Source organism: Mesorhizobium sp. M6A.T.Cr.TU.014.01.1.1 (genome assembly GCF_004022765.1).
GTDB classification, from domain to species: domain Bacteria; phylum Pseudomonadota; class Alphaproteobacteria; order Rhizobiales; family Rhizobiaceae; genus Mesorhizobium; species Mesorhizobium mediterraneum.
The window spans coordinates 102,885-129,026 of record NZ_RZPG01000002.1; the positions used below are offsets into that span (position 1 = coordinate 102,885).

The 26,142-nt window shown below is 62.1% G+C and carries 23 protein-coding genes and 1 tRNA gene; 22 read left to right on the forward strand and 2 right to left on the reverse strand.

Annotated elements, in window-relative coordinates; translation table 11 throughout:
* The 12 genes from tuf (EN885_RS02970) to rpoC all read left to right on the forward strand — a co-directional run.
* Nucleotides 1-1,176: elongation factor Tu (gene tuf / locus EN885_RS02970; RefSeq protein WP_126106702.1), on the forward strand; the 1,176-nt coding region annotated here is incomplete at its 5' end.
* A gap of 165 nt (nt 1,177-1,341) precedes the next feature.
* Entirely contained in the window at nt 1,342-3,009 is a 1,668-nt protein-coding gene (locus EN885_RS02975) for a hypothetical protein (protein WP_128241077.1), read from the forward strand.
* Nucleotides 3,010-3,117: 108 nt separating this feature from the next.
* The gene (locus EN885_RS02980) at nt 3,118-3,600 is read left to right on the forward strand and encodes a group II truncated hemoglobin (protein ID WP_128241076.1); all 483 of its coding nucleotides are present in this window, start codon (nt 3,118-3,120) and stop codon (nt 3,598-3,600) included.
* A 131-nt stretch (nt 3,601-3,731) separates the two neighbouring features.
* Nucleotides 3,732-3,807 (forward strand) — tRNA-Trp (locus EN885_RS02985).
* A gap of 372 nt (nt 3,808-4,179) precedes the next feature.
* The gene (gene secE / locus EN885_RS02990) at nt 4,180-4,383 is read left to right on the forward strand and encodes a preprotein translocase subunit SecE (RefSeq protein ID WP_029352158.1); all 204 of its coding nucleotides are present in this window, start codon (nt 4,180-4,182) and stop codon (nt 4,381-4,383) included.
* 27 nt (nt 4,384-4,410) lie between these two features.
* A complete protein-coding gene (gene nusG, locus EN885_RS02995; protein WP_006333333.1) occupies nt 4,411-4,938 on the forward strand; it encodes a transcription termination/antitermination protein NusG in 528 nt (175 codons plus the stop codon).
* A 172-nt stretch (nt 4,939-5,110) separates the two neighbouring features.
* Complete coding sequence (gene rplK, locus EN885_RS03000; protein ID WP_023798121.1) at nt 5,111-5,539, forward strand: 50S ribosomal protein L11; 429 nt, start codon at nt 5,111-5,113, stop codon at nt 5,537-5,539.
* 4 nt (nt 5,540-5,543) lie between these two features.
* Nucleotides 5,544-6,242 (forward strand): 50S ribosomal protein L1, encoded by a 699-nt coding sequence (rplA, locus tag EN885_RS03005; protein ID WP_095488825.1) that lies wholly within the window; start codon nt 5,544-5,546, stop codon nt 6,240-6,242.
* A 395-nt stretch (nt 6,243-6,637) separates the two neighbouring features.
* Nucleotides 6,638-7,156, forward strand: a complete 519-nt coding sequence (gene rplJ, locus EN885_RS03010) for a 50S ribosomal protein L10 (RefSeq protein ID WP_065011395.1) — start codon at nt 6,638-6,640, stop codon at nt 7,154-7,156.
* 54 nt (nt 7,157-7,210) lie between these two features.
* Nucleotides 7,211-7,588 (forward strand): 50S ribosomal protein L7/L12, encoded by a 378-nt coding sequence (rplL, locus tag EN885_RS03015; protein ID WP_023680442.1) that lies wholly within the window; start codon nt 7,211-7,213, stop codon nt 7,586-7,588.
* 253 nt (nt 7,589-7,841) lie between these two features.
* Nucleotides 7,842-11,978, forward strand: coding sequence for a DNA-directed RNA polymerase subunit beta (gene rpoB / locus EN885_RS03020; RefSeq protein ID WP_095488824.1), 4,137 nt, complete (start codon nt 7,842-7,844; stop codon nt 11,976-11,978).
* Nucleotides 11,979-12,162: 184 nt separating this feature from the next.
* Entirely contained in the window at nt 12,163-16,359 is a 4,197-nt protein-coding gene (rpoC, locus tag EN885_RS03025) for a DNA-directed RNA polymerase subunit beta' (protein ID WP_095488829.1), read from the forward strand.
* Nucleotides 16,360-16,726: 367 nt separating this feature from the next.
* On the opposite strand, the gene EN885_RS03030 is transcribed toward rpoC, so the two are convergent.
* Together EN885_RS03030 and EN885_RS03035 are read right to left on the reverse strand one after the other, a co-directional pair.
* On the reverse strand, nt 16,727-17,662 hold the full coding sequence (locus tag EN885_RS03030) for a Gfo/Idh/MocA family oxidoreductase (RefSeq protein ID WP_095488823.1): 936 nt from the start codon (nt 17,660-17,662) through the stop codon (nt 16,727-16,729).
* A 169-nt stretch (nt 17,663-17,831) separates the two neighbouring features.
* On the reverse strand, nt 17,832-18,113 hold the full coding sequence (locus EN885_RS03035; RefSeq protein ID WP_095488828.1) for a transcriptional regulator: 282 nt from the start codon (nt 18,111-18,113) through the stop codon (nt 17,832-17,834).
* A 464-nt stretch (nt 18,114-18,577) separates the two neighbouring features.
* On the opposite strand from EN885_RS03035, the gene rpsL reads away from it, so the two are divergent.
* The 10 genes from rpsL to rpsS all read left to right on the forward strand — a co-directional run bounded on the left by rpsL (nt 18,578) and on the right by rpsS (nt 26,142).
* A complete protein-coding gene (gene rpsL, locus EN885_RS03040; protein WP_006333356.1) occupies nt 18,578-18,949 on the forward strand; it encodes a 30S ribosomal protein S12 in 372 nt (123 codons plus the stop codon).
* Between the two features lie 85 nt (nt 18,950-19,034).
* Entirely contained in the window at nt 19,035-19,505 is a 471-nt protein-coding gene (gene rpsG / locus EN885_RS03045) for a 30S ribosomal protein S7 (RefSeq protein WP_008875664.1), read from the forward strand.
* 30 nt (nt 19,506-19,535) lie between these two features.
* Nucleotides 19,536-21,626, forward strand: a complete 2,091-nt coding sequence (gene fusA / locus EN885_RS03050) for an elongation factor G (protein ID WP_095488822.1) — start codon at nt 19,536-19,538, stop codon at nt 21,624-21,626.
* A 66-nt stretch (nt 21,627-21,692) separates the two neighbouring features.
* Nucleotides 21,693-22,868 carry an elongation factor Tu gene (tuf, locus tag EN885_RS03055; protein ID WP_126106702.1) on the forward strand — a complete coding sequence of 392 codons (1,176 nt, stop codon included), beginning with the start codon at nt 21,693-21,695 and terminating at the stop codon, nt 22,866-22,868.
* A gap of 63 nt (nt 22,869-22,931) precedes the next feature.
* Nucleotides 22,932-23,240 (forward strand): 30S ribosomal protein S10, encoded by a 309-nt coding sequence (gene rpsJ / locus EN885_RS03060; protein WP_006205468.1) that lies wholly within the window; start codon nt 22,932-22,934, stop codon nt 23,238-23,240.
* Between the two features lie 94 nt (nt 23,241-23,334).
* Nucleotides 23,335-24,081: a 50S ribosomal protein L3 gene (gene rplC / locus EN885_RS03065; protein WP_095488565.1), complete on the forward strand. Its 747-nt coding sequence runs from the start codon at nt 23,335-23,337 to the stop codon at nt 24,079-24,081.
* Nucleotides 24,081-24,701 carry a 50S ribosomal protein L4 gene (rplD, locus tag EN885_RS03070; protein WP_027154042.1) on the forward strand — a complete coding sequence of 207 codons (621 nt, stop codon included), beginning with the start codon at nt 24,081-24,083 and terminating at the stop codon, nt 24,699-24,701. Before rplC ends, rplD begins: the two co-directional genes overlap by 1 nt.
* Nucleotides 24,698-24,991, forward strand: a complete 294-nt coding sequence (locus tag EN885_RS03075) for a 50S ribosomal protein L23 (RefSeq protein WP_010909275.1) — start codon at nt 24,698-24,700, stop codon at nt 24,989-24,991. Before rplD ends, EN885_RS03075 begins: the two co-directional genes overlap by 4 nt.
* 22 nt (nt 24,992-25,013) lie before the next feature.
* Nucleotides 25,014-25,847 (forward strand): 50S ribosomal protein L2, encoded by an 834-nt coding sequence (gene rplB, locus EN885_RS03080; RefSeq protein ID WP_095488566.1) that lies wholly within the window; start codon nt 25,014-25,016, stop codon nt 25,845-25,847.
* Nucleotides 25,848-25,863: 16 nt separating this feature from the next.
* Entirely contained in the window at nt 25,864-26,142 is a 279-nt protein-coding gene (gene rpsS, locus EN885_RS03085) for a 30S ribosomal protein S19 (RefSeq protein WP_006205463.1), read from the forward strand.

Sequence of the window (26,142 nt, forward strand, 5' to 3'; positions counted from 1 at the left end):
ATGGCAAAAGGTAAATTCGAGCGTACAAAGCCTCATGTGAACATTGGCACGATTGGCCACGTCGATCATGGCAAGACGTCGTTGACGGCGGCGATCACCAAGTATTTTGGCGAATACAAGCGCTACGACCAGATTGATGCGGCGCCTGAGGAGAAGGCGCGCGGCATCACCATCTCGACGGCGCATGTCGAATACGAGACGGCTGCCCGCCACTACGCCCATGTCGACTGCCCCGGCCACGCCGACTATGTGAAGAACATGATCACCGGTGCTGCGCAGATGGACGGCGCGATCCTGGTTGTGTCGGCCGCTGACGGCCCGATGCCGCAGACCCGCGAGCACATCCTGCTGGCCCGTCAGGTCGGCGTGCCGTCGATCGTGGTGTTTTTGAACAAGGTCGACCAAGTCGACGACGCCGAGCTGCTCGAGCTGGTCGAGCTCGAGGTGCGTGAGCTGTTGACCAAGAACGAGTTCCCCGGCGACGACATTCCGATCGTCAAGGGCTCGGCGCTTGCGGCTCTGGAAGATTCCGACAAGAAGATCGGCGAGGACGCGATCCGCGAATTGATGGCTGCGGTCGACGACTACATCCCGACGCCGGTTCGTCCGCTCGACAAGCCGTTCCTGATGCCGATCGAGGACGTGTTCTCGATCTCGGGCCGTGGCACGGTTGTGACCGGTCGCGTCGAGCGCGGCGTGGTCAAGGTCGGCGAGGAGCTCGAGATCATCGGCATCCGTCCGACGACCAAGACGACCTGCACCGGCGTCGAGATGTTCCGCAAGCTGCTCGACCAGGGCCAGGCCGGCGACAACATCGGCGCGCTGCTGCGCGGTGTCGACCGTGAAGGTGTCGAGCGCGGCCAGGTTCTGGCCAAGCCGGGCACGGTCAAGCCGCACAAGAAGTTCGTGGCCGAAGCCTACATCCTGACCAAGGACGAGGGTGGCCGTCACACGCCGTTCTTCACCAACTACCGTCCGCAGTTCTATTTCCGCACGACCGACGTGACCGGCATCGTGTCGCTGCCGGAAGGCACCGAGATGGTGATGCCGGGCGACAACATCACGGTCGATGTCGAGCTGATCGTGCCGATCGCAATGGAAGAGAAGCTGCGCTTCGCCATCCGTGAAGGCGGCCGCACCGTCGGTGCCGGCATCGTCGTCACCATCAAAGAGTAATCGACACCGGCACTGCCGGTCAGATCGAATGCGAAAAGGGCAGTCCTCGGGCTGCCCTTTCTGCTTTTGGGGCACTGCCGACATGCGCCTGCGCAGTCGTTCCAAAACCTGTTGCAAGCGTCCAAACCTTAACTAGTATAGGTTGCATCGCGGGGGCTTGCCCAAATGGTTCCATGGCACCGTTTGAATGGCCAGACATGGTGGACGCTGGGGGTGATCTGCTTGGCGTCGTTCCTTGTCATGGAACACGCTGCCTTCGCGGCGAATACAAAAAAATCCGTGCCGGATCTTGGTCCGGCGATGCGGTTTGTCGTCGTCCGCAGCAGCGCGCCTGGTTGCGAGCCGACCTGCCCGGAATGGATATCGGCTGAAGGCTCGATAGAAGCCGGCACACCGGCCCTGTTCAAACGCACGCTCAAAGCAGTCGGCCGCCGAAAACTGCCTGTTGTCGTGGACTCTCCCGGCGGCAACGTCGAAGCGGCGCTGGCGCTTGGCCGGCTTCTCCGCAAGAACAAACTCGATATCGCGGTCGGCAAAACCCGGTTCACCGGTTGCCAGCCCGAAGCCAAGGGCTGCAACGAGAACGATGCCAAGGGCGCTCGCTATTTCGGCAATGCCTATGCCAGCGGCGCCATCTGCAATTCCGCTTGCCCGCTGATGTTTGCCGGCGGCATCAGGCGCGTGGTCGGGCAATGGGCCTATCTCGGCGTCCATCAGATCACCACGACCTACATCCGGACGAAATTGCAGTACCGGACCACCTATCGCGTGGTGAGGGGCAAGAAGAAGGTCCTCAGCAAGAAGATCGTCGGCCGCAAGAATGCCGGCAGCTACAAGACCTACGAGATGAGCAAGTCGGTGGAGAAAAGACTGGCGGCCTATCTGAAGGAAATGGGCGTCGGCCAAGGCGTGCTCGAGACGATGAAGAACACGCCGGCCAGCACCATCCAGCAACTGGCTCCCTACGACATGCTGCAGACGAAGCTCGTTACCAGCCTGGATGCCGTCGACCTGCTGACCGCGGCAACCCTGTGCAACACCGATCCGGTGGCCCCGAACTGTAGGGAAGTACCTGCGCCGGCCGGCGATGTGGTGGCATACGCCAAGCCCGCTCCCGCCGCGTCGGTCGAACGCGAAACCGTGCAGCGGGCCGATGTTGGCGATATGCGCTTCGTTCTGGTTCGAGGCAGAAGTTTTCTCTGCGATCCCAATTGTCCCGAATGGATCTCCGCGGAAGGCACGATTAGCGCTCAGACGCCGGAACGGCTGCGCCAACTGCTGGACAAGATCGGTGATCGGCGATTGCCCGTGGTGATCAACTCGCCGGGAGGTGACGTGCTTGGCGCTCTGGCCGCCGGAAGGCTGATCCGAGAACGCAAGCTCGACGTGGCGGTTGCGCGGACGGACTTCATTGGATGCGAGCCGGACAAGGCGGATTGCACCGCCGAAGATGGCGTCTATGTCGGGCTCACGATCGATGCCAGCGGGGAGTGTGGGGCGGCCTGTCCGATCATGCTTGCCGGTGGTGTCAGGCGCCTTGTCGGCCCTCGTGCGCAATTGACCGTGGATTCCACGGGGTCGGAGCAGCAGGTCAAAACCTATCTCAAGGACATGGCGGTCGGACCCGGTCTGCTGGTGGCGATCCGGTCGGTGCCGGCTTCGCGTGATCGGCAGCTCGAACCCGACATGATGTTGAAAGTCGGGCTGACGACCGGGCTTGAATCGGTTGACGAATTTACCGGTCCGACCATCTGCAAATCGGCGCCAATGCCGGAGAATTGTCGCGTGGTTCCGACGTCCGAGGTTCAGGCCGAAGTGCCGGTCAAATTGTAGGCGCAGGCACGGCAGCCGGCCCAACTGGCCATCGAGGCAGGTTGAGCGACGTTCGACAGTTCCGCTATCGTCCGAAGCAGTGACAGTCCGGCCAGTCGAGGATCGAGAATGAGCCAGGATACTCCGACATTGTTCGAATGGGCCGGCGGCAGCGAAGCGCTGAATCGCCTGACCCAAACCTTCTACGGCAAGGTGTCTAGGGATTCCATCGTCGGCCCGGTGTTCAAAAACATGACACCGGACCATCCTGCCCATGTCGCCGCCTTCATCGGCGAGGTCTTTGGGGGACCGAAGACCTACAGCGAAAATCATGGCGGCCACCGCGAGATGGTGGTGCACCATCTGGGCAAGCATCTGAGTGAGGAACAGCGCCGCCGCTGGATCAATCTTCTCGCTGACGCTGCCGACGAGATCGGGCTGCCCGACGATCCGGAATTCCGCTCGGCTTTCATGGCCTATGTCGAATGGGGATCGCGGCTGGCGAAGATGAACTCCAACCTTGGCGAGACCTGCGATCCCGAGACCGAGCCGATGCCGGCCTGGGGCTGGGGCGTGCCCGGCGGGCCGTACAAGCCGCCTTCGAGCGGATGATCCCGATTTGGCACGAAGATTTCCGACCTGATGCTGAAAGCAGGCAGGAATGAGACGATCAGATCAGACCGCTCTTTACAGCGCGCGCGGAAGCTTTTAGGAAGCGCCTGCTGCGCCGACACGCGCACGATACGGGCATAGCTCAGTTGGTAGAGCGGCGGTCTCCAAAACCGCAGGTCGTAGGTTCGAGCCCTGCTGCCCGTGCCATTTTTCGAAATGGCCAATTCATGAAAATTGTCTGGTCTTCCACGCATCGGCCCTTTGAAAATCGCGGGGTGACTTGCCATATAGGCTGTCTTGAGGCATAAGAGGCCATAGCCGGGACGGGACGACTGGATGGTTCCGAGGCGGCGTTTGGTCATAAAGCGGACACTTGCCACTTGCGTGGATCAAGAATCGGTTTTATGTAGACGAAACAGACACGCGACGCGTGGAGCTGGGAAGCCGGCTTTACGCGTCCGATTTGCATGGGCGAAATGATTGCGCTGATTCGGCGCGAACACAGGACTCAGGCGGCACATCCCGGCCAGCGGGATCATCCAGGAGATCCGGTCTACGGGTCTCGAAGACAGGCGGCACATGGCTTCGAAAACCACAAATCCTTTCGTCTTTCTCCAGCAGGTTCGCTCGGAGACCGCCAAGGTGACTTGGCCGTCGCGGCGCGAAACGATGATTTCGACGGTGATGGTCCTGGCGTTCGCTGTGATCGCGATGATCTTTTTCTTTACCGCCGATCAGCTCATGGGCCTCGCGGTCGAGCAGATTCTGGGCATTGGACGCTAAGTCCGGCGATTACGGAGAAGTCTTGAGATGACTGCGCGGTGGTACATCGTCCACGCCTATTCGAACTTTGAAAAAAAGGTCGCCGAGGACATCGAGAACAAGGCCAAGCAGAAAGGCCTGTCCGCTGACATCGAGCAGATCGTCGTGCCGACCGAGAAGGTCGTCGAGATCCGGCGCGGCCGCAAGGTCGATGCCGAGCGCAAGTTCTTCCCGGGCTACGTGCTCTTGAAGGCCAATCTGACCGACGCGGTGTTCTCGCTCGTGAAGAACACGCCGAAGGTCACCGGCTTCCTGGGTGACTCGAAGCCGGTGCCGATCACCGAGGCCGAGGCCCAGCGCATCCTGAACCAGGTGCAGGAAGGCGTCGAGCGGCCGAAGCCGTCGGTCACTTTCGAGATCGGCGAGGCGATCCGCGTCTCGGACGGTCCGTTCGCGTCGTTCAACGGTTTCGTCCAGGAAGTGGACGAGGAGCGGGCGCGGCTCAAGGTGGAAGTTTCGATCTTCGGGCGCGCCGTGCCGGTCGATCTCGAATTCGGACAGGTCGAAAAGGGCTGATCCGAAATCCTTGTCGCCCATTCGGCGGTGAGGGGAGGCGGCGTGGAAATCGCGGCCAACACAGGTGGGAGGCGAATGCGGCTTTAGCCGGCCACGGGAACCGCACCACCAGACTGCAACCGCCGGTGTTGCCCACATAGTGGGGCCGGCATGAGATGAAGGCAGGAAAGAGATGGCTAAGAAAATTGCAGGCCAGCTCAAGCTCCAGGTTTCCGCGGGTTCGGCTACGCCGTCGCCCCCGATCGGACCGGCGCTTGGTCAGCGCGGCATCAACATCATGGAGTTCTGCAAGGCGTTCAACGCGCAGACCCAGGAAATGGAAAAGGGATCGCCGGTTCCGGTCGTGATCACCTATTACCAGGACAAGTCGTTCACCTTCGTCATGAAGACGCCGCCGGTGAGCTACTTCCTGAAGAAGGCCGCAAACCTGAAGTCGGGCTCGAAGGAGCCGGGCAAGGTCAAGGCCGGCACGATCGGCCGCGACAAGGTGCGCGCCATCGCCGAGCAGAAGATGAAGGATCTGAACGCAACCGATATCGAGGGGGCCATGCGCATGGTCGAGGGCTCCGCCCGCTCGATGGGTCTGGAAGTGGTGGGCTGAGATCATGGCAAAGATTGCAAAGCGTGTATCGAAGACCCGCGAAGGCATCGATCCCAACAAGGCCTATGCCTTGGGTGATGCGCTGAAGCTGCTCAAGGACCGGTCCTCGGTGAAGTTCGACGAGACCGTTGAAGTCGCGATGAACCTGGGTGTCGACCCGCGCCATGCCGACCAGATGGTCCGTGGCGTGGTCAATTTGCCGAACGGCACCGGCCGTACCGTCCGCGTCGCCGTTTTCGCGCGTGGTGACAAGGCCGAGGAAGCCAAGGCGGCCGGCGCCGATATCGTTGGCGCCGAGGATCTGGTCGATATCGTCCAGAAGGGCACGATCGACTTCGATCGCTGCATCGCCACGCCGGACATGATGCCGCTGGTCGGCCGTCTGGGCAAGGTGCTCGGCCCGCGCGGCATGATGCCGAACCCGAAGGTCGGCACCGTCACCACTGACGTCACCGCCGCCGTCAAGGCGTCGAAGGGCGGCGCCGTCGAGTTCCGCGTCGAGAAGGCCGGCATCGTGCATGGCGGCGTCGGCAAGATCTCGTTCGACGTCAAGGCGCTGGAAGAGAACGTCCGCGCGTTCGCCGACGCAGTGAACAAGGCGAAGCCGGCTGGCGCCAAGGGCAACTACGTCAAGAAGGTGTCGGTCACCTCGACGATGGGCCCGGGCCTCAAGCTCGACGTCTCGACGCTGGCAGCGTCCTGATACGACCTATTTGGATCGGCCGCTAAAGGGCCGATCCGCAAGCAGAATTCCGGGCCTCCGATTATCTTGGCGGCCCGGTACCGGAAGTCGAAAGGCTTCCGGACATCCTGTCCGAGATTGCGGGCGGCCCCAAGCCTTAGTTCAAGGGGGGCCTTAATTCATGTGGGCCTGCATGAGACGGGTGAAGACCGGACAACGGAGCGACTGCTCCAATGAAAGGTTCGAACCGTGTTTGCCTTTTGTCTGCGCACCATTCGGCTTGCCGGCTGGTGTGGCGAAAGGGGGCAGGATCCTCGAGCGTCGTTCGGGAGATCCGTTACTGGATGGCCCGGCCGGCAAAAGGCAACCCGACGCCTGTCCTCGTGAAAAGGGCAGGGGTCAACTGGAGATAGGCAGTGGACAGAGCGGAAAAACGCGAACTCGTCACGGGCCTGAATGAAGCGTTTTCGGGCGCAGGTTCAGTCGTCGTGGCCCACTACGCCGGTATCACCGTCGCGCAAATGAACGACCTTCGGTCGAAAATGCGTGTCGCCGGTGGCACCGTCAAAGTCGCGAAGAACCGTCTCGCCAAAATCGCTCTTCAGGGCACGGACTCCGCATCGATCATCGACCTGTTCAAGGGACAGACGCTGATCGCCTATTCGGAGGATCCGATTGCGGCGCCGAAGGTCGCGTCCGATTTCGCCAAGGGAAATGACAAGCTCGTCATTCTCGGTGGCGCAATGGGCACCACCTCGCTCAACGCCGACGGTGTGAAGGCACTCGCCACACTTCCGTCGCTCGATGAGCTGCGCGGCAGGCTGGTTGGCATGATCGCCACGCCGGCAACCCGGATCGCCCAGATCGTCAATGCGCCTGCGGCTTCGGTCGCGCGTGTCATCGGCGCTTACGCCCGGAAGGACGAGGCGGCATGAGGCCGTTCCTCGCTATCACAAACACACGTTCGAACCTTATGAAGGAATATTGCAATGGCTGATCTGGCAAAGATCGTAGACGACCTTTCGAAGCTGACCGTCCTTGAGGCGGCCGAGCTGTCGAAGCTTCTGGAAGAAAAGTGGGGCGTTTCCGCAGCTGCTCCGGTGGCGGTTGCCGCCGCTGGCGGTGCTGCGGCCGCAGCTGCTCCGGTCGAGGAAAAGACGGAATTCGACGTCGTCCTCACCGAGGCGGGCGCTCAGAAGATCAACGTCATCAAGGAAGTTCGCGCCATCACCGGTCTTGGCCTCAAGGAAGCCAAGGACCTGGTCGAGGCGGCTCCGAAGCCGGTCAAGGAAGCTGTTTCCAAGGCCGACGCGGACAAGTTCAAGGCCCAGCTGGAAGCAGCCGGCGCCAAGGTCGAACTGAAGTAAGCGTTTGATATCGGCGGGCGGCTTCGCGCCGTCCGCCACTCCCTTGGCGCGAAGGGAGGCTGCGTAACGCGAAGAGTACGAAAACCTCTTTCCTGAGGGCCGTAAACCGGCCTTCAGGAAACGGGTTTTCTCCCGTTTTGGCCGGCCACCGACAGGTGGCGGGTGAACAAATTAAAGGCCGCCGCCGAGGTGGCCGAGAATGCAAGGCGAGCCGCGGCGAGGCTCGCCCCGAGAATCGAGCTAAGGAGCGACGATGGCCCAGACACAAACTTTCAATGGCCGCAGACGCGTACGCAAATTCTTCGGAAAGATCCCGGAAGTTGCGGAGATGCCGAACCTGATCGAGGTTCAGAAGGCATCCTATGATCAGTTCCTGATGGTGGAGGAGCCCAAGGGCGGGCGTCCTGACGAGGGACTGCAGGCGGTTTTCAGGTCGGTCTTCCCGATCTCCGACTTTTCCGGCTCCTCGATGCTGGAATTCGTGAAGTACGAGTTCGAAGGGCCGAAATTCGACGTTGACGAATGCCGTCAGCGCGACCTCACTTATGCCGCGCCACTCAAGGTGACGCTGCGCCTCATCGTGTTCGATATCGATGAGGATACCGGCGCCAAGTCGATCAAGGACATCAAGGAGCAGGACGTCTACATGGGCGACATGCCGCTCATGACCTTGAACGGCACCTTCATCGTCAACGGCACCGAGCGCGTCATCGTCTCGCAGATGCACCGTTCGCCGGGCGTCTTCTTCGACCATGACAAGGGCAAGTCGCACTCGTCCGGCAAGCTGTTGTTTGCCGCGCGCGTCATCCCCTATCGCGGCTCGTGGCTCGACATCGAATTCGACTCGAAGGACGTCGTGCACGCCCGCATCGATCGCCGCCGCAAGATACCGGTGACATCGCTGTTGATGGCGCTCGGCATGGACGGCGAGGAGATCCTGTCGACCTTCTACAACAAGATCACCTACAAGCGTGCCGGCGACCACTGGCGGATCCCGTTCAACGTCGAGCGTTTCCGCGGCCTCAAGGCCGTTGGCGACCTGGTCGATGCAGACACCAACGAGGTCGTCGTCGAGGCCGGCAAGAAGATCACTGCCCGCCAGGCCAGGGCGCTCGGCGAAAAGGGTCTCAAGGCGATCAAGGCAACCGACGAGGATCTGCTCGGCAACTACCTTGCCGAGGACATCGTCAACTATGCGACCGGCGAGATTTTCCTCGAAGCCGGCGACGAGATCGATGAAAAGACGCTGAAAGTGCTTCTCAGCGCCGGCGATGATGAGATCAAGGTTCTCGACATCGACCACGTCAATGTCGGCGCCTACATCCGCAACACGCTCAACGTCGACAAGAATGAGAGCCGCCAGGACGCGCTGTTCGACATCTACCGTGTCATGCGCCCCGGCGAGCCGCCGACGCTCGAGACCGCCGAAGCCATGTTCAACTCGCTGTTCTTTGACAGCGAGCGCTATGATTTGTCGGCCGTCGGCCGCGTCAAGATGAACATGCGCCTCGAGCTCAAGGCCGAGGATACCGTGCGCGTGCTGCGCAAGGACGACATCCTGGCCGTGGTCAGGACGCTGGTCGAACTGCGCGACGGCAAGGGCGAGATCGACGACATCGACAATCTCGGCAATCGCCGCGTGCGCTCGGTCGGCGAGCTGATGGAGAACCAGTACCGCGTCGGGCTGCTGCGCATGGAGCGCGCGATCAAGGAACGCATGTCCTCGATCGAGATCGACACGGTGATGCCGCAGGACCTGATCAACGCCAAGCCGGCGGCTGCCGCCGTGCGCGAGTTCTTCGGCTCCTCGCAGCTGTCGCAGTTCATGGACCAGACCAACCCGCTGTCGGAGATCACCCACAAGCGCCGTCTCTCGGCGCTTGGACCCGGTGGTCTGACCCGCGAGCGCGCCGGCTTCGAGGTGCGCGACGTGCACCCGACGCATTACGGCCGCATCTGCCCGATCGAGACGCCGGAAGGCCCGAATATCGGTCTGATCAACTCGCTGGCTACCTTTGCGCGCGTCAACAAGTACGGCTTCATCGAGAGCCCTTACCGCAAGATCGTCAACGGAAAGCTGACCAATGAGGTCGTCTACCTGTCGGCAATGGAAGAGGCCAAGCACCACGTTGCGCAGGCCAACGCCGAGCTCGACAAGAATGGTGGTTTCGTCGACGAATTCGTCATTTGCCGCAACGCCGGCGAAGTGATGATGGCGCCGCGCGAAAACGTCGATCTGATGGACGTGTCGCCGAAGCAGATGGTGTCGGTGGCCGCGGCCCTGATCCCGTTCCTCGAGAACGACGACGCCAACCGCGCACTGATGGGCTCGAACATGCAGCGTCAGGCCGTGCCGCTGGTGCGCGCCGAAGCGCCGTTTGTCGGCACCGGCATGGAGCCGATCGTCGCCCGTGACTCGGGCGCCGCCATCGGCGCCCGCCGCGGCGGCATCGTCGACCAGGTGGACGCGACGCGTATCGTCATCCGCGCTACGGAAGATCTCGATCCCGGCAAGTCGGGCGTCGACATCTACCGGCTGATGAAGTTCCAGCGTTCGAACCAGAACACCTGCATCAACCAGCGCCCGCTGGTGCGTATGGGTGACCGGGTCAACAAGGGCGACATCATCGCCGACGGTCCGTCGACCGAGCTCGGCGATCTGGCGCTCGGCCGCAACGTGCTGGTCGCGTTCATGCCGTGGAATGGCTACAACTATGAGGACTCGATCCTCTTGTCCGAGCGCATCGTCGCCGACGACGTCTTCACCTCGATCCACATCGAGGAGTTCGAGGTCATGGCGCGCGACACCAAGCTCGGGCCGGAGGAAATCACGCGCGACATTCCCAACGTCTCGGAAGAAGCGCTGAAGAACCTCGATGAGGCCGGCATCGTCTATATCGGTGCGGAAGTGCAGCCGGGCGACATCCTGGTCGGCAAGATCACGCCGAAGGGCGAAAGCCCGATGACGCCGGAAGAAAAGCTTCTGCGCGCCATCTTCGGTGAAAAGGCATCGGACGTGCGTGACACTTCCATGCGCATGCCGCCCGGAACCTTCGGCACCGTCGTCGAAGTGCGTGTCTTCAACCGCCACGGTGTGGAGAAGGACGAGCGCGCCATGGCGATCGAACGCGAGGAGATCGAACGCCTCGCCAAGGACCGCGACGACGAGCAGGCGATCCTCGACCGCAACGTCTATTCGCGCCTTTCCGACGTTCTCGTTGGCAAGGAAGCGATAGCCGGGCCGAAGGGCTTCAAGAAGGGCTCGAAACTGTCGAAGGACACGCTCGACGAGTATCCGCGTTCGCAGTGGTGGCAGTTTGCGGTGGAGAACGAAAAGCTCCAGAGCGAACTGGAAGCCCTGCGTGGCCAGTACGACGATTCCAAGAAGGCGCTCGAGCAGCGCTTCATGGACAAGGTCGAGAAGGTACAGCGCGGCGACGAGATGCCTCCCGGCGTCATGAAGATGGTCAAGGTCTTCGTGGCCGTGAAGCGCAAGATGCAGCCCGGCGACAAGATGGCCGGCCGACACGGCAACAAGGGTGTCGTGTCGCGGATCGTTCCGGTCGAGGACATGCCGTTCCTCGAGGACGGCACGCATGCCGATATCGTGCTCAACCCGCTAGGTGTGCCGAGCCGCATGAATGTCGGCCAGATCCTGGAGACGCATCTGGGCTGGGCTTGCGCCGGAATGGGCAGGAAGATCGGCGATCTGATCGACGCCTATAAGACAGCCGGCGACATCAAGCCGCTGCGCAAGACGCTCGAGAGCTTCATGCCGGCCAACGACCGCAATGAGCCGATCCGCGAATACGACGACGAGAGCATCGTTCGCCTCAGCGAGCAGATGCGTCGCGGCGTCTCCATCGCGACACCGGTGTTCGACGGTGCGCACGAGGCCGACATCAACATCATGCTGGAGCAGGCGGGCCTGCACACCAGCGGTCAGTCGCAGCTCTATGACGGACGCACCGGCGAGCCGTTCGATCGCAAGGTGACGATGGGCTACATATATATGCTCAAGCTTCACCATCTTGTGGACGACAAGATCCACGCGCGTTCGATCGGGCCGTACTCGCTCGTTACCCAGCAGCCGCTGGGCGGCAAGGCGCAGTTCGGTGGCCAGCGCTTCGGCGAGATGGAGGTCTGGGCGCTCGAAGCGTACGGCGCCGCCTACACGCTGCAGGAGATGCTGACGGTGAAGTCGGATGACGTCGCCGGCCGCACCAAGGTCTACGAGGCGATCGTCAGAGGCGACGACACGTTCGAGGCCGGCATTCCCGAGAGCTTCAACGTTCTCGTCAAGGAAATGCGGTCTCTGGGCCTCAATGTCGAGCTGGAGAACACCAAGCTGGACGACAACCCGGTTCGGCTGCCCGACGCGGCCGAGTGAGCAAGACGTCCGGTCGCGGCTCCCGCGACCGGACGCCGAGCATGATCCCGAAAAGTGGTTACCGGTTTTCGGCCAAGATCATGCTCAAACAAGAAGTTTCTTCGGCCGGTGGCCGACAAGTCGGCGGGCGTTTGGCCCGCGCTAGATGCAAGGGGTTTTCGAGGACCCCGAAAAGGAGAACGGCATGAACCAAGAGGTCATGAATCTCTTCAATCCCCAGGCGCCTGCGCAGGTGTTCGATTCCATCCGGATCTCGCTCGCCAGCCCTGAGAAGATTCTGTCCTGGTCGTTCGGCGAGATCAAGAAGCCGGAGACCATCAACTACCGCACCTTCAAGCCGGAGCGCGACGGCCTGTTCTGCGCGCGCATTTTTGGTCCGATCAAGGACTACGAATGCCTGTGCGGCAAGTACAAGCGCATGAAGTACAAGGGCGTTATCTGCGAGAAGTGCGGCGTCGAAGTCACGCTGTCGCGCGTCCGTCGCGAGCGCATGGGCCATATCGAGCTGGCCGCGCCCGTCGCCCATATCTGGTTCCTGAAGTCGCTGCCGTCGCGTATCGGCACGCTGCTCGACATGACGCTGAAGGATATTGAGCGCGTTCTCTACTTCGAGAACTACATCGTCACCGAGCCCGGCCTCACCGCGTTGAAGGAGCACCAGCTCCTCAGCGAGGAAGAGTACATGATGGCCGTCGACGAATATGGCGAGGATAGCTTCACCGCCATGATCGGCGCCGAGGCCATCCACGACCTTCTGGCCGGCATGGACCTGGAGAAGATCGCCGGCGACCTGCGTTCGGAGCTGGCTTCGACCACGTCCGAGCTGAAGCAGAAGAAGTATCTGAAGCGGCTCAAGGTCGTCGAGAACTTCATGGAGTCCGGCAACCGTCCGGAATGGATGATCATGAAGGTGGTTCCGGTGATCCCGCCGGACCTGCGCCCGCTGGTCCCGCTGGACGGCGGCCGTTTCGCCACGTCCGATCTCAACGATCTCTATCGCCGCGTCATCAACCGCAACAACCGCCTGAAGCGGCTGATCGAGCTGCGCGCCCCCGGCATCATCGTGCGCAATGAAAAGCGCATGCTGCAGGAAGCCGTCGACGCGCTGTTCGACAACGGCCGTCGCGGCCGCGTTATCACCGGCGCCAACAAGCGCCCGCTGAAGTCGCTGTCCGACATGCTCAAGGGCAAGCAGGGCCGGTTCCGCCAGAACTTGCTCGGCAAGCGCGTCGACTATTCCGGCCGCTCGGTCATCGTGACCGGCCCGGAGCTCAAGCTGCACCAGTGCGGCCTGCCGAAGAAGATGGCGCTCGAACTGTTCAAGCCCTTCATCTATGCCCGTCTCGACGCCAAGGGTTACTCGTCGACTGTCAAGCAGGCGAAGAAGCTGGTCGAGAAGGAGCGTCCGGAGGTCTGGGATATCCTCGACGAGGTCATCCGCGAGCATCCGGTGCTCTTGAACCGTGCGCCGACGCTGCACCGCCTCGGCATCCAGGCATTCGAGCCGATCCTGATCGAAGGCAAGGCGATCCAGCTTCACCCGCTGGTCTGCACGGCCTTCAACGCCGACTTCGACGGCGACCAGATGGCGGTTCACGTGCCGCTGTCGCTGGAAGCACAGCTTGAAGCCCGCGTGCTGATGATGTCGACCAACAACATCCTGCACCCGGCTTCCGGCGCGCCGATCATCGTGCCGTCGCAGGACATGGTTCTAGGTCTCTACTATCTCTCGATCGTCAATCAGAACGAGCCGGGCGAGGGCATGGTGTTTGCCGACATGGGCGAACTCCAGCATGCGCTCGAGACCAAGGCGGTGACGTTGCATTCCAAGATCAAGGGTCGTTTCCGCACGGTCGATGCCGAAGGCAAAGTCGTGTCGAAGATCCATGACACCACGCCTGGCCGCATGATCATCGGCGAACTGCTGCCGAAGAATGTCAACGTGCCTTACGAGACCGCCAACCAGGAGATGACCAAGAAGAACATCTCCAAGATGATCGACACCGTCTACCGCCATTGCGGTCAGAAGGAGACGGTCATTTTCTGCGACCGCATCATGGCCCTCGGCTTCAGCCACGCCTGCCGCGCCGGCATTTCGTTCGGCAAGGACGACATGCTGATCCCGGATGCCAAGATCAAGCTGGTCTCCGATACCGAGGCTTTGGCCAAGGAATACGAGCAGCAGTACAATGACGGCCTGATCACGCAGGGCGAGAAGTACAACAAGGTCGTCGACGCCTGGGCCAAGTGCTCGGAAAAGGTCGCCGACGAGATGATGGCCCGCATCAAGGCGGTCGAGTTCGAGGACAATGGCCGTCAAAAGCCGATGAACTCGATCTACATGATGTCGCACTCCGGTGCGCGCGGCTCGCCCACCCAGATGCGCCAGCTTGCCGGTATGCGCGGCCTGATGGCCAAGCCTAGCGGTGAGATCATCGAGACGCCGATCATCTCGAACTTCAAGGAAGGCCTGACCGTGCTCGAGTACTTCAACTCGACCCACGGCGCCCGCAAGGGTCTGGCCGACACCGCCTTGAAGACGGCGAACTCGGGCTACCTCACCCGTCGTCTGGTCGACGTGGCGCAGGACTGCATCGTCAACTCCGTCGACTGCGGCACCGACAAGGGCCTCACCATGCAGCCGATCGTCGATGCCGGCCAGGTCGTCGCCTCCGTCGGCCAGCGCGTTCTCGGCCGCACGTCGCTCGACGACATCACTCATCCGGTCACGGGTGAGGTTCTGGTCAAGGCCGGAACGCTGATGGACGAACGCGACGTCGAAGAGATCGAAAAGGCCGGCGTCCAGTCGGTCCGCATCCGCTCGGCGCTGACCTGCGACGTCAGGGTCGGTGTCTGCGCGGTCTGCTACGGACGCGATCTGGCCCGCGGCACCCCGGTCAACCAGGGCGAGGCTGTCGGCGTCATCGCCGCGCAGTCGATCGGCGAGCCGGGCACCCAGCTCACCATGCGTACCTTCCACATGGGCGGTACTGCGCAGGTGGTGGATAGCTCGTTCCTTGAAGCCTCCTATGAGGGCAAGGTCGAGATCCGCAACCGCAACGTGGTGCGCAACTCCGACGGCCAGCAGATGGTCATGGGCCGCAACATGGCGGTGCTGATCCTCGACGAAGCCGGCAAGGAGCGTGCCACGCACCGCCTCACCTATGGTTCGCGCATCTTCGTGGACGATGGCGACAAGGTGAAGCGCGGCCAGCGCGTTGCCGAGTGGGATCCCTATACCCGCCCGATCCTCACCGAGATCGAGGGCAAGGTGGCGTTCGAGGATCTGGTCGACGGCATTTCCGTTCAGGAGACGGCCGACGAATCGACCGGCATCACCAAGCGCGAGGTCATCGACTGGCGTTCGACGCCACGCGGCAACGACCTCAAGCCGGCGATCGTCGTCCAGGATGCCAAGGGCAAGGTCGGCAAACTGTCGAAGGGCGGCGACGCCCGCTTCCTGCTCTCGGTCGAGGCCATTCTTTCGGTCGAGCCGGGTGCGCAGGTTCGCCCCGGCGACGTGCTGGCGCGTATCCCGATGGAAAGCGCCAAGACCAAGGACATCACCGGCGGTCTGCCGCGTGTTGCCGAACTGTTCGAGGCACGCCGTCCGAAGGATCACGCCATCATCGCCGAGATCGACGGCACGATCCGCTTCGGCCGCGACTACAAGAACAAGCGCCGCATCATCATCGAGCCACATGACTCGACGCTTGAGCCGGTCGAATACCTGATCCCGAAGGGCAAGCCGTTCCATCTCCAGGACGGCGACGTCATCGAGAAGGGCGACTACATCCTCGACGGCAATCCGGCGCCGCACGACATCCTGGCGATCAAGGGCGTGGAGGCGCTTGCGTCCTACCTCGTCAACGAGATCCAGGAGGTCTACCGCCTGCAGGGCGTGTCGATCAACGACAAGCACATCGAGGTGATCGTTCGCCAGATGCTGCAGAAGGTCGAGATCACCGTCCAGGGCGACTCGACCTACATTCCGGGCGACCACGTCGACGTGATCGAGCTGGAAGAGGTCAACGAGCGCCTGGTCGAGGACGGCAAGAAGCCGGCCGAAGGCCAGCCGGTGCTCTTGGGCATCACCAAGGCCTCGCTGCAGACGCCGTCCTTCATCTCGGCCGCCTCCTTCCAGGAGACGACCAGGGTGCTGACCGAAGCGGCGGTTGCCGGCAAGACCGACATGCTGCAGGGGCTGAAGGAAAACGTCATCGTCGGCCGGCTGATCCCGGCCGGCACCGGCGGCACGATGAGCCAGATCCGGCGCATCGCCACCTCGCGCGACGAGTTGATCATCGACGAGCGCCGCAAGGCGTCAGGCGTCGAGGTCGCCGAACCGATGTTGACCGACATGGTCAACGCCGCGCAGTAAGCGCGGCGGCACAGATCTCAGGCAACAAAGCCGTCGGGACAACCCGGCGGCTTTTTTGTTTGATGCGTTGAAGTTGGAAACTTACCTCGGTGGTGACGGAATGGCAGTAAGCGTCGTCGAATGTGCAACTTATTTCGATCATCCGGCGCCGCCCCTCATTGCCCTGCCGGGCATTTCTCCCCGTAAAACGGGGAGAAGAAGCTGGCTGCAGCCTTCGAGCTCGTTCTGCAACGCCGGAGATTGGCGAAATCTTTGATGACGGCGTCCTTCTCCCCGTTCACGGGGAGAAGATGGCGGCAGCCAGATGAGGGGCAGCGCGACGTTTGCGAGATGGTCAGGACTGGAGCGATCGTCGCTCCTTACAGCTTCAGTCGAAGAACGCCTCGACCACATTGCGCTTGCCGAGCATGAAGGCGTCGGCGACATGCTGCAGCGGGGCGAGATCGACATCGGAGAGGCCGGCGCGCACGATCTCGGCGAAGCGCCTGTAGAGCATCGGATATTCCGCTTCCGGCTCGTCGTGAACGATGCGGCCGTCGACCGCGAGTTTTGACCCGCCGCCCGAAAGCACCATCGCGCCCTTGTCCGTCTCGGCCAGGATGTCCCAGCTTTGCGGACCGGTCTGGCGCCAGTCGAGCTCCATCGTCACCGGCAATCCATCAGAGGTGCGGAAGGCGATATGCGCGGCGATCGGGGCTGCGCGGTTTTCAGGAAAATCGAGAATTGCCGAGGTGATGAACATTGCCGGCAATATGTGGGTCGCGATCGACAGCGCGTTGATGCCGGGATCGAACACACCGAAGCCGCCTGGGGCCCAGATCCAGTCCTGGTTCGGGTGCCAGCGGCGCACGTCTTCCTTCCAGTTGATGGCAGCCGATCTGATCTGGGTCGAGCCGAGGAAATCGCGCGCGGCTTCCACCGCCGGCGCATAGCGCGAATGCCAGCTGGCGAACAGCGAGACGCCGTTCGCGACCGCTAGCGCCTTCAGATCCTCGACCTCGCTGACCGTGGCGCCAGGCGGCTTTTCCAGGAAGACATGTTTTTTCGCTTCGAGTGCCGTCCGTGCGGCATCATAGCGGAACTGCGGCGGCATGCAGAGCGATACGGCATCGAGCTCCGGCACCGCGTCGAGCATCGCCTCGATGGTTGGAAAATTCGGGATGTCTTCCACCTTGCCGTGCCGGCTGGCGGCGGCGGCAAGGCGATAGGCCTGGTCCTTTGCCAAGGCCGGCAGGTGCTGGTCGCGGACGATCTTTCCCACCCCGACGATGCCGAGCTTGATGGGGTTGCTGTTCGAGGACATGGGAGACTCCGCGGATTGGATGCGCTTGGCTGTCAGCAGCGAATGGTTCTTAGCAGAGAACCGATGCCGGGCAAGTCTCGGCAGAGTCGGACATGACGGTCCCAGGCGAGGGCAGGTACAGCGCCATTGCCTCTCGTTCAGACTGGCCCTGCTTCAGACTGGCCCTGCTTCAGGCCGGAACGTCGAAGGTGACGATCGACACTTCGCCTTCGAGCGCGCCCTGATAGGCCGACAGGTGCGGCTCTTCGTCGGGCACGCCGTCCAGGTCGCCGATCTGGTCGAGCTCCGCCTCGGCGTAACCTTCGGCCGAGAGCGATTCGAGCGCCCGGCGCACCGCCGAATCGTCGTCGGGCGCGACCAGCATGAGGTGGACGCCTTCCGGCTTGCCGCCCTTCCTTTTCCATGCCCGGCCGGTGATGATGGTGACCGGGCGCTCATCATTGTCGTTCACGGGCTGATTCCTCCGGGCGAGGGGGATTTGCGCTGTTCATGCCGCCTTTTTCGCATGAAGCATGGCCGCGCAACAGCCGAAAGCCGGTCACTTTCTTCCTTCCTCTTGCAAAATGACGAAAGAAAATTACATGCGCCTTTCGCATGGCTGCCAAGCCTTGGTTTCAGTGTAATATTTGGCGCTCCGGGGTTGACGGGCAACAGGCTTGCGAGTAGAAGCCGGCCAGTCAGAACCGATGTGAGGCTCTCCCTTCCGAAGCGACACGCTTTGGAGTTTGCCTCAAACAGGGTTCGTTTTACGAGCGAAAAGACATTTCCGGCGTGCATGAAGCGGCTTCCGCTTCCTCTGCCATTTGTTCGGGCAAGACCGCGAGGCGCGGTTTGTGGCCCGAATTTGCGTATGGAAATGACGCTTTGAGCGGCCCTGACCGGGCGAGACACGGAATTGAGAGACAAGAGGGTTTAATGCCTACCGTCAACCAGCTGATCCGCAAGCCGCGCATTGCGCCGGTGAAGCGCAACAAGGTCCCGGCCATGCAGCAGAACCCGCAGAAGCGGGGCGTCTGCACGCGCGTCTACACAACGACGCCGAAGAAGCCGAACTCGGCGCTGCGCAAGGTCGCCAAGATCCGCCTGACCAATGGTTTTGAAGTGATCGGCTACATCCCCGGCGAAGGCCACAACCTTCAGGAACACTCGGTGGTGATGATCCGCGGCGGCCGCGTCAAGGATCTTCCGGGCGTCCGCTACCATATCATCCGCGGCGTGCTCGACACGCAGGGTGTGAAGAACCGCAAGCAGCGCCGTTCGAAGTACGGCGCCAAGCGTCCGAAGTGACCGAAGCGTAGCCAAGGTCATTCCGGACGGCGCCAGGCGGCGATCCGGGATCCAGGCCACCACGCAGAATTGAGGCAGAGAAAAAATGTCCCGTCGTCACAGTGCAGAAAAGCGTGAGATCAACCCGGACCCGAAGTTCGGTGATCTGATCGTCACCAAGTTCATGAATGCCGTCATGTATGACGGCAAGAAGTCGGTTGCCGAGACCATCGTCTACGGTGCGCTCGACCAGGTCCAGTCCAAGACCAAGCAGGAGCCGGTCACCGTCTTCCATCAGGCGCTCGACAATGTCGCGCCGCATGTGGAAGTGCGTTCGCGCCGCGTCGGTGGTGCCACCTACCAGGTTCCGGTCGACGTGCGCCCCGAGCGCCGTCAGGCGCTGGCCATCCGCTGGCTGATCGCTGCGGCCCGCAACCGCAACGAGACCACTATGGTCGACCGCCTCTCCGGCGAGCTGATGGACGCGGCCAACAACCGCGGCACCGCCGTCAAGAAGCGTGAAGACACCCACAAAATGGCAGAAGCCAACCGCGCCTTCGCGCACTACCGCTGGTAAAGCGCGAACGAGACTGAAGAGGCACCTCCCATGGCCCGCGAATATAAAATCGAAGACTACCGCAATTTCGGTATCATGGCGCATATCGACGCCGGCAAGACGACGACCACCGAGCGCGTCCTCTATTACACGGGCAAGTCGCACAAGATCGGCGAAGTCCATGACGGCGCTGCCACCATGGATTGGATGGAGCAGGAGCAGGAGCGCGGCATCACCATCACGTCTGCCGCGACCACGACCTTCTGGAAGGCTCGTGACGGCAAGATGCATCGCTTCAATATCATCGACACCCCCGGCCACGTCGACTTCACCATCGAGGTCGAGCGTTCGCTGCGCGTGCTCGACGGCGCAATCGCGCTGCTCGACGCCAATGCCGGTGTCGAGCCGCAGACGGAGACCGTCTGGCGCCAGGCCGACAAGTACCGCGTGCCGCGCATGATCTTCTGCAACAAGATGGACAAGATCGGCGCCGATTTTTACCGTTCGGTCGAGATGATCGGCTCGCGCCTCGGCGCGCATGCCGTCGTCATGCAGCTGCCGATCGGTGCCGAGACCGAGTTCAAGGGTGTCGTCGACCTCGTCGAGATGAACGCGCTGGTCTGGCGTGACGAAACGCTGGGCGCTGCCTGGGACGTCGTCGAGATCCCGGATGACCTCAAGGCTCGTGCGGAAGAATACCGCGAGAAGATGATCGAGGCTGCCGTCGAAATGGACGAGACGGCGCTTGAGAATTACCTCGAAGGCAAGATGCCGAGCAATGACGAGATCCGCGCGCTGATCCGCAAGGGCACCATCGCGGTGAAGTTCTATCCGATGTTCTGTGGCTCGGCCTTCAAGAACAAAGGCGTGCAGCCGCTGCTCGATGCCGTCGTCGAATATCTGCCGTCGCCGGCCGATGTTCCGGCCATCAAGGGCGTCGACGCCAAGACCGATGCCGAGATCGAGCGTCATGCCGACGACAACGAGCCGTTGTCGATGCTCGCCTTCAAGATCATGAACGACCCGTTCGTCGGTTCGCTCACCTTTGCCCGCATCTATTCGGGCAAGCTCACCAAGGGCATCTCGGTCGACAACACGGTCAAGGGCAAGAAAGAGCGCATCGGCCGCATGCTGCAGATGCATGCGAACTCGCGCGCCGACGTCGAAGAGGCTTTTGCTGGTGATATCGTCGCACTGGCTGGTCTCAAGGACACGACCACGGGCGACACGCTCAGTGATCCGCTGCATCCGGTCATCCTCGAGCGCATGGAATTCCCCGATCCGGTCATCCAGATCGCTATTGAGCCGAAGACCAAGAACGACCAGGAAAAGATGGGCCTCGCCCTTCACCGCCTGGCCGCCGAGGATCCGTCCTTCCGCGTCAAGACCGACGAGGAAAGCGGCCAGACGATCATTTCCGGCATGGGCGAACTTCACCTCGACATCATCGTCGACCGCATGCGTCGCGAGTTCAAGGTCGAGGCCAATGTCGGCGCGCCGCAGGTGGCCTATCGCGAGACGATTACCCGCAGCCAAGAACAGGACTACACGCACAAGAAGCAGACCGGCGGTACCGGTCAGTTCGCCCGCGTCAAGATCCTCTTCGAGCCGAATCCGGAAAGCAGCGAATTCCAGTTCGAAACCAAGATCGTCGGCGGCGCTGTGCCGAAGGAATACATCCCCGGCGTCGAAAAGGGCATCAACAGCGTCATGACCTCGGGTCCGTTCGCGGGCTTCCCGATGATCGGCGTCAAGGCGACGCTGATCGACGGTGCTTACCACGACGTCGACTCCAGCGTTCTGGCCTTCGAAATCGCTGGCCGTGCCTGCTTCCGTGAAGCGGCGCCCAGGCTTGGCGTGCAGTTGCTCGAGCCGATCATGAAGGTCGAAGTGGTGACGCCGGAAGATTATGTCGGCAGCGTCATCGGCGATTTGAACGGCCGTCGCGGCCAGATCCAGGGCCAGGAAGCCCGTGGTGTGGCGGTGGTTATCAACGCGATGGTGCCGCTCGCCAACATGTTCAAATACGTCGACAATTTGCGCTCGATGAGCCAGGGCCGCGCGGCCTACACGATGCAGTTCGATCACTACGAGCCGGTGCCGACCGCGGTCGCTCAGGAAGTCCAGAAGAAATACGCGTAACCCGGGCGGGTTGCAGCGCTAACTTAATTCAAAGCCCGCACGGGCGAGCAGGAATGGAGACATCACATGGCAAAAGGTAAATTCGAGCGTACAAAGCCTCATGTGAACATTGGCACGATTGGCCACGTCGATCATGGCAAGACGTCGTTGACGGCGGCGATCACCAAGTATTTTGGCGAATACAAGCGCTACGACCAGATTGATGCGGCGCCTGAGGAGAAGGCGCGCGGCATCACCATCTCGACGGCGCATGTCGAATACGAGACGGCTGCCCGCCACTACGCCCATGTCGACTGCCCCGGCCACGCCGACTATGTGAAGAACATGATCACCGGTGCTGCGCAGATGGACGGCGCGATCCTGGTTGTGTCGGCCGCTGACGGCCCGATGCCGCAGACCCGCGAGCACATCCTGCTGGCCCGTCAGGTCGGCGTGCCGTCGATCGTGGTGTTTTTGAACAAGGTCGACCAAGTCGACGACGCCGAGCTGCTCGAGCTGGTCGAGCTCGAGGTGCGTGAGCTGTTGACCAAGAACGAGTTCCCCGGCGACGACATTCCGATCGTCAAGGGCTCGGCGCTTGCGGCTCTGGAAGATTCCGACAAGAAGATCGGCGAGGACGCGATCCGCGAATTGATGGCTGCGGTCGACGACTACATCCCGACGCCGGTTCGTCCGCTCGACAAGCCGTTCCTGATGCCGATCGAGGACGTGTTCTCGATCTCGGGCCGTGGCACGGTTGTGACCGGTCGCGTCGAGCGCGGCGTGGTCAAGGTCGGCGAGGAGCTCGAGATCATCGGCATCCGTCCGACGACCAAGACGACCTGCACCGGCGTCGAGATGTTCCGCAAGCTGCTCGACCAGGGCCAGGCCGGCGACAACATCGGCGCGCTGCTGCGCGGTGTCGACCGTGAAGGTGTCGAGCGCGGCCAGGTTCTGGCCAAGCCGGGCACGGTCAAGCCGCACAAGAAGTTCGTGGCCGAAGCCTACATCCTGACCAAGGACGAGGGTGGCCGTCACACGCCGTTCTTCACCAACTACCGTCCGCAGTTCTATTTCCGCACGACCGACGTGACCGGCATCGTGTCGCTGCCGGAAGGCACCGAGATGGTGATGCCGGGCGACAACATCACGGTCGATGTCGAGCTGATCGTGCCGATCGCAATGGAAGAGAAGCTGCGCTTCGCCATCCGTGAAGGCGGCCGCACCGTCGGTGCCGGCATCGTCGTCACCATCAAAGAGTAATTTGGACTTAAACCGATCTGTCGCGGGCGCTGCCCGCGCCGCGCCAGAACAAGGAAGTGACGCATGAACGGACAGAATATCCGCATCCGCCTGAAGGCGTTTGATCACCGGGTGCTTGACGCCTCGACGCGGGAAATCGTGTCGACGGCCAAGCGCACCGGCGCCAACGTCCGCGGCCCCATTCCGCTGCCGACGCGGATCGAAAAGTTCACGGTCAACCGGTCGCCTCACGTCGACAAGAAGAGCCGCGAGCAGTTCGAGATGCGCACGCACAAGCGTCTGCTCGATATCGTTGACCCGACCCCGCAGACGGTCGACGCTTTGATGAAGCTCGATCTTGCCGCCGGTGTCGACGTCGAGATCAAGCTCTAAGGAACCAGAGGGGCGGGGCGACCCGGAACTCTGAAGGAACAAGAGGCGTGGAGGGGCGACAGCCCCGACAGGGAACTCTAAAGGAATTGAACCGATGCGTTCAGGTGTGATTGCAAAGAAGGTGGGAATGACCCGCATCTACAACGATGCCGGGGAACATGTTCCCGTCACTGTTCTCCAGATGGAGAACTGCCAGGTCGTGGCGCAGCGCACGCAGGAGAAGAACGGCTATACCGCCGTCCAGCTCGGCGTTGGCCTTGCCAAGGTGAAGAACACGTCGAAGGCTATGCGCGGCCATTTCGCGACCGCTTCCGTCGAGCCGAAGGCCAAGGTTGCCGAATTCCGTGTCTCCGCCGACAACATGATCGATGTCGGCGCCGAGATCACCGTCGATCATTTCGTTGCCGGCCAGAAGGTCGATGTGACGGGAACCACGATCGGCAAGGGTTTCCAGGGCGTTATCAAGCGGCACCACATGGGCGGTGGCCGCGCGACCCACGGCAACTCGGTCTCGCACCGTACGCACGGCTCGACCGGCCAGCGCCAGGACCCGGGCAAGGTGTTCAAGGGCAAGCATATGGCTGGCCACATGGGTGACACCCGCGTCACAACGCAGAATGTCGAGGTCGTCTCGACCGATGCCGATCGCGGTCTGATCCTGATCCGCGGCGCGGTTCCCGGTTCGAAGGGTGCCTGGATCCTGGTCCGCGACGCGGCCAAGGTTGCGCTGCCGGCCAATGCGCCGAAGCCCGCCGCAATCCGCGCCATTGCGACCAATGATGGCGCCAAGAACGATGCCCCGGCCACAGTAGATGCCCCGGCCACAGAGGGAGCGGAATAATGGACCTCAAGATCACAACGCTTGGCGGCAAGGACGCCGGCAAGGTGAAACTCTCCGAGGAGATTTTCGGCCTTGATCCGCGCGAGGACATTCTGCAGCGCGTCGTGCGCTGGCAGCTTGCCAAGAAGCAGCAGGGCACGCACAAGACCAAGGGTCGCGCCGAGATCGCTCGGACCGGCGCCAAGATGTACAAGCAGAAGGGTACGGGCCGCGCCCGCCACCATTCGGCACGCGCTCCGCAGTTCCGCGGCGGCGGCAAGGCCCACGGTCCGGTCGTCCGCAGCCACGAGCACGATTTGCCGAAGAAGGTGCGTGCGCTGGGCCTCAAGCATGCTCTGTCGGCCAAGGCCAAGAGCGCATCGCTCATCATCATCGACGAGTTGATGTTGACCGAGGCCAAGACCAAGGCGCTGATCGCGAATTTCGCGACGCTGGGCCTGTCCAACGCCCTGCTGATCGGCGGCGCCGAGCTCGATAAGAACTTCAAGCTGGCGGCGACGAACATCCCGAACATCGACGTGCTGCCCATCCAGGGCATCAACGTCTACGACATTCTGCGCCGCGGCACGCTGGTCCTCTCGAAGGCCGCCGTCGAGGCTCTCGAGGAGCGCTTCAAATGACCGACCTTCGTCACTACGACGTGATCGTCTCGCCGGCGATCACCGAAAAGTCGACCATGGCTTCCGAACAGAACCAGGTCGTCTTCAACGTCGCCAAGAAGGCGTCGAAGCCGGAAATCAAGGCCGCCGTCGAAGCGCTGTTCGGCGTCAAGGTGATGGCCGTGAACACGCTTGTCCGCAAGGGCAAGATCAAGCGCTTCCGCGGCACGATCGGCCGCCAGAGCGACGTCAAGAAGGCGATTGTGACGCTGGCCGACGGCCAGTCGATCGACGTCGCGACGGGTCTCTGAGCAAGACCGCGAGGACAGAAACATGGCACTGAAAAAATTCAACCCGATAACGCCGAGCACCCGCCAGCTGGTCATCGTCGATCGCTCGGGCCTCTATAAGGGTAAGCCCGTCAAGGGCCTGACCGAAGGCCTGACCAAGTCGGGCGGCCGCAACAATTACGGCCGCATCACGGCTCGCTTCATCGGCGGCGGTCACAAGCGTACGTACCGCATCATCGACTTCAAGCGCCGCAAGTTCGACGTTGTCGGCACGGTCGAGCGTATCGAATACGATCCGAACCGCAGCGCCTTCATCGCGCTGATCAAGTATGACGATGGCGAGCTGTCCTACATCATCGCTCCGCAGCGCCTTGCTGCCGGCGACAAGATCGTGGCCGGCGAAGCGGTCGACGTGAAGCCGGGCAATGCGATGCCGCTGGCCTCGATGCCGGTCGGCACGATCGTCCACAACATCGAGCTGAAGCCGGGCAAGGGCGCCCAGGTTGCCCGTTCGGCTGGCGGTTATGCTCAGCTCGTCGGCCGTGACCAGGGCATGGCGATCCTGCGCCTGAACTCAGGCGAGCAGCGTGTCGTCCACGGCTCGTGCATGGCCACTGTCGGCGCCGTGTCCAACCCGGACCACGGCAACATCAATGACGGCAAGGCAGGCCGCACGGTGTGGCGGGGAAAACGTCCGCACAATCGCGGCGTGACCATGAACCCGGTCGACCATCCGCATGGCGGCGGCGAAGGCCGCACCTCGGGTGGCCGCCATCCGGTTTCGCCTTGGGGCAAGCCGACCAAGGGCAAGAAGACGCGGTCCAATAAGGCGACCGACAAGTTCATCCTGCGCTCGCGCCATCAGCGCAAGAGCTAAGAAGAGGTAACGCCAAGTGACTCGTTCGATTTGGAAAGGCCCCTTCATCGACGGCTACCTTCTCAAGAAGGTGGACAAGGTTCGTGAAGGTGGTCGCAATGAGGTGATCAAGATGTGGAGCCGTCGCTCCACCATCCTGCCGCAGTTCGTCGGCTTCACCTTCGGTGTCTACAACGGCCAGAAGCACGTTCCCGTTTCGGTGAACGAGGACATGGTCGGCCACAAGTTCGGTGAATTCGCTCCGACCCGGACCTATTACGGTCACGGCGCGGATAAGAAGGCGAAGAGGAAATAA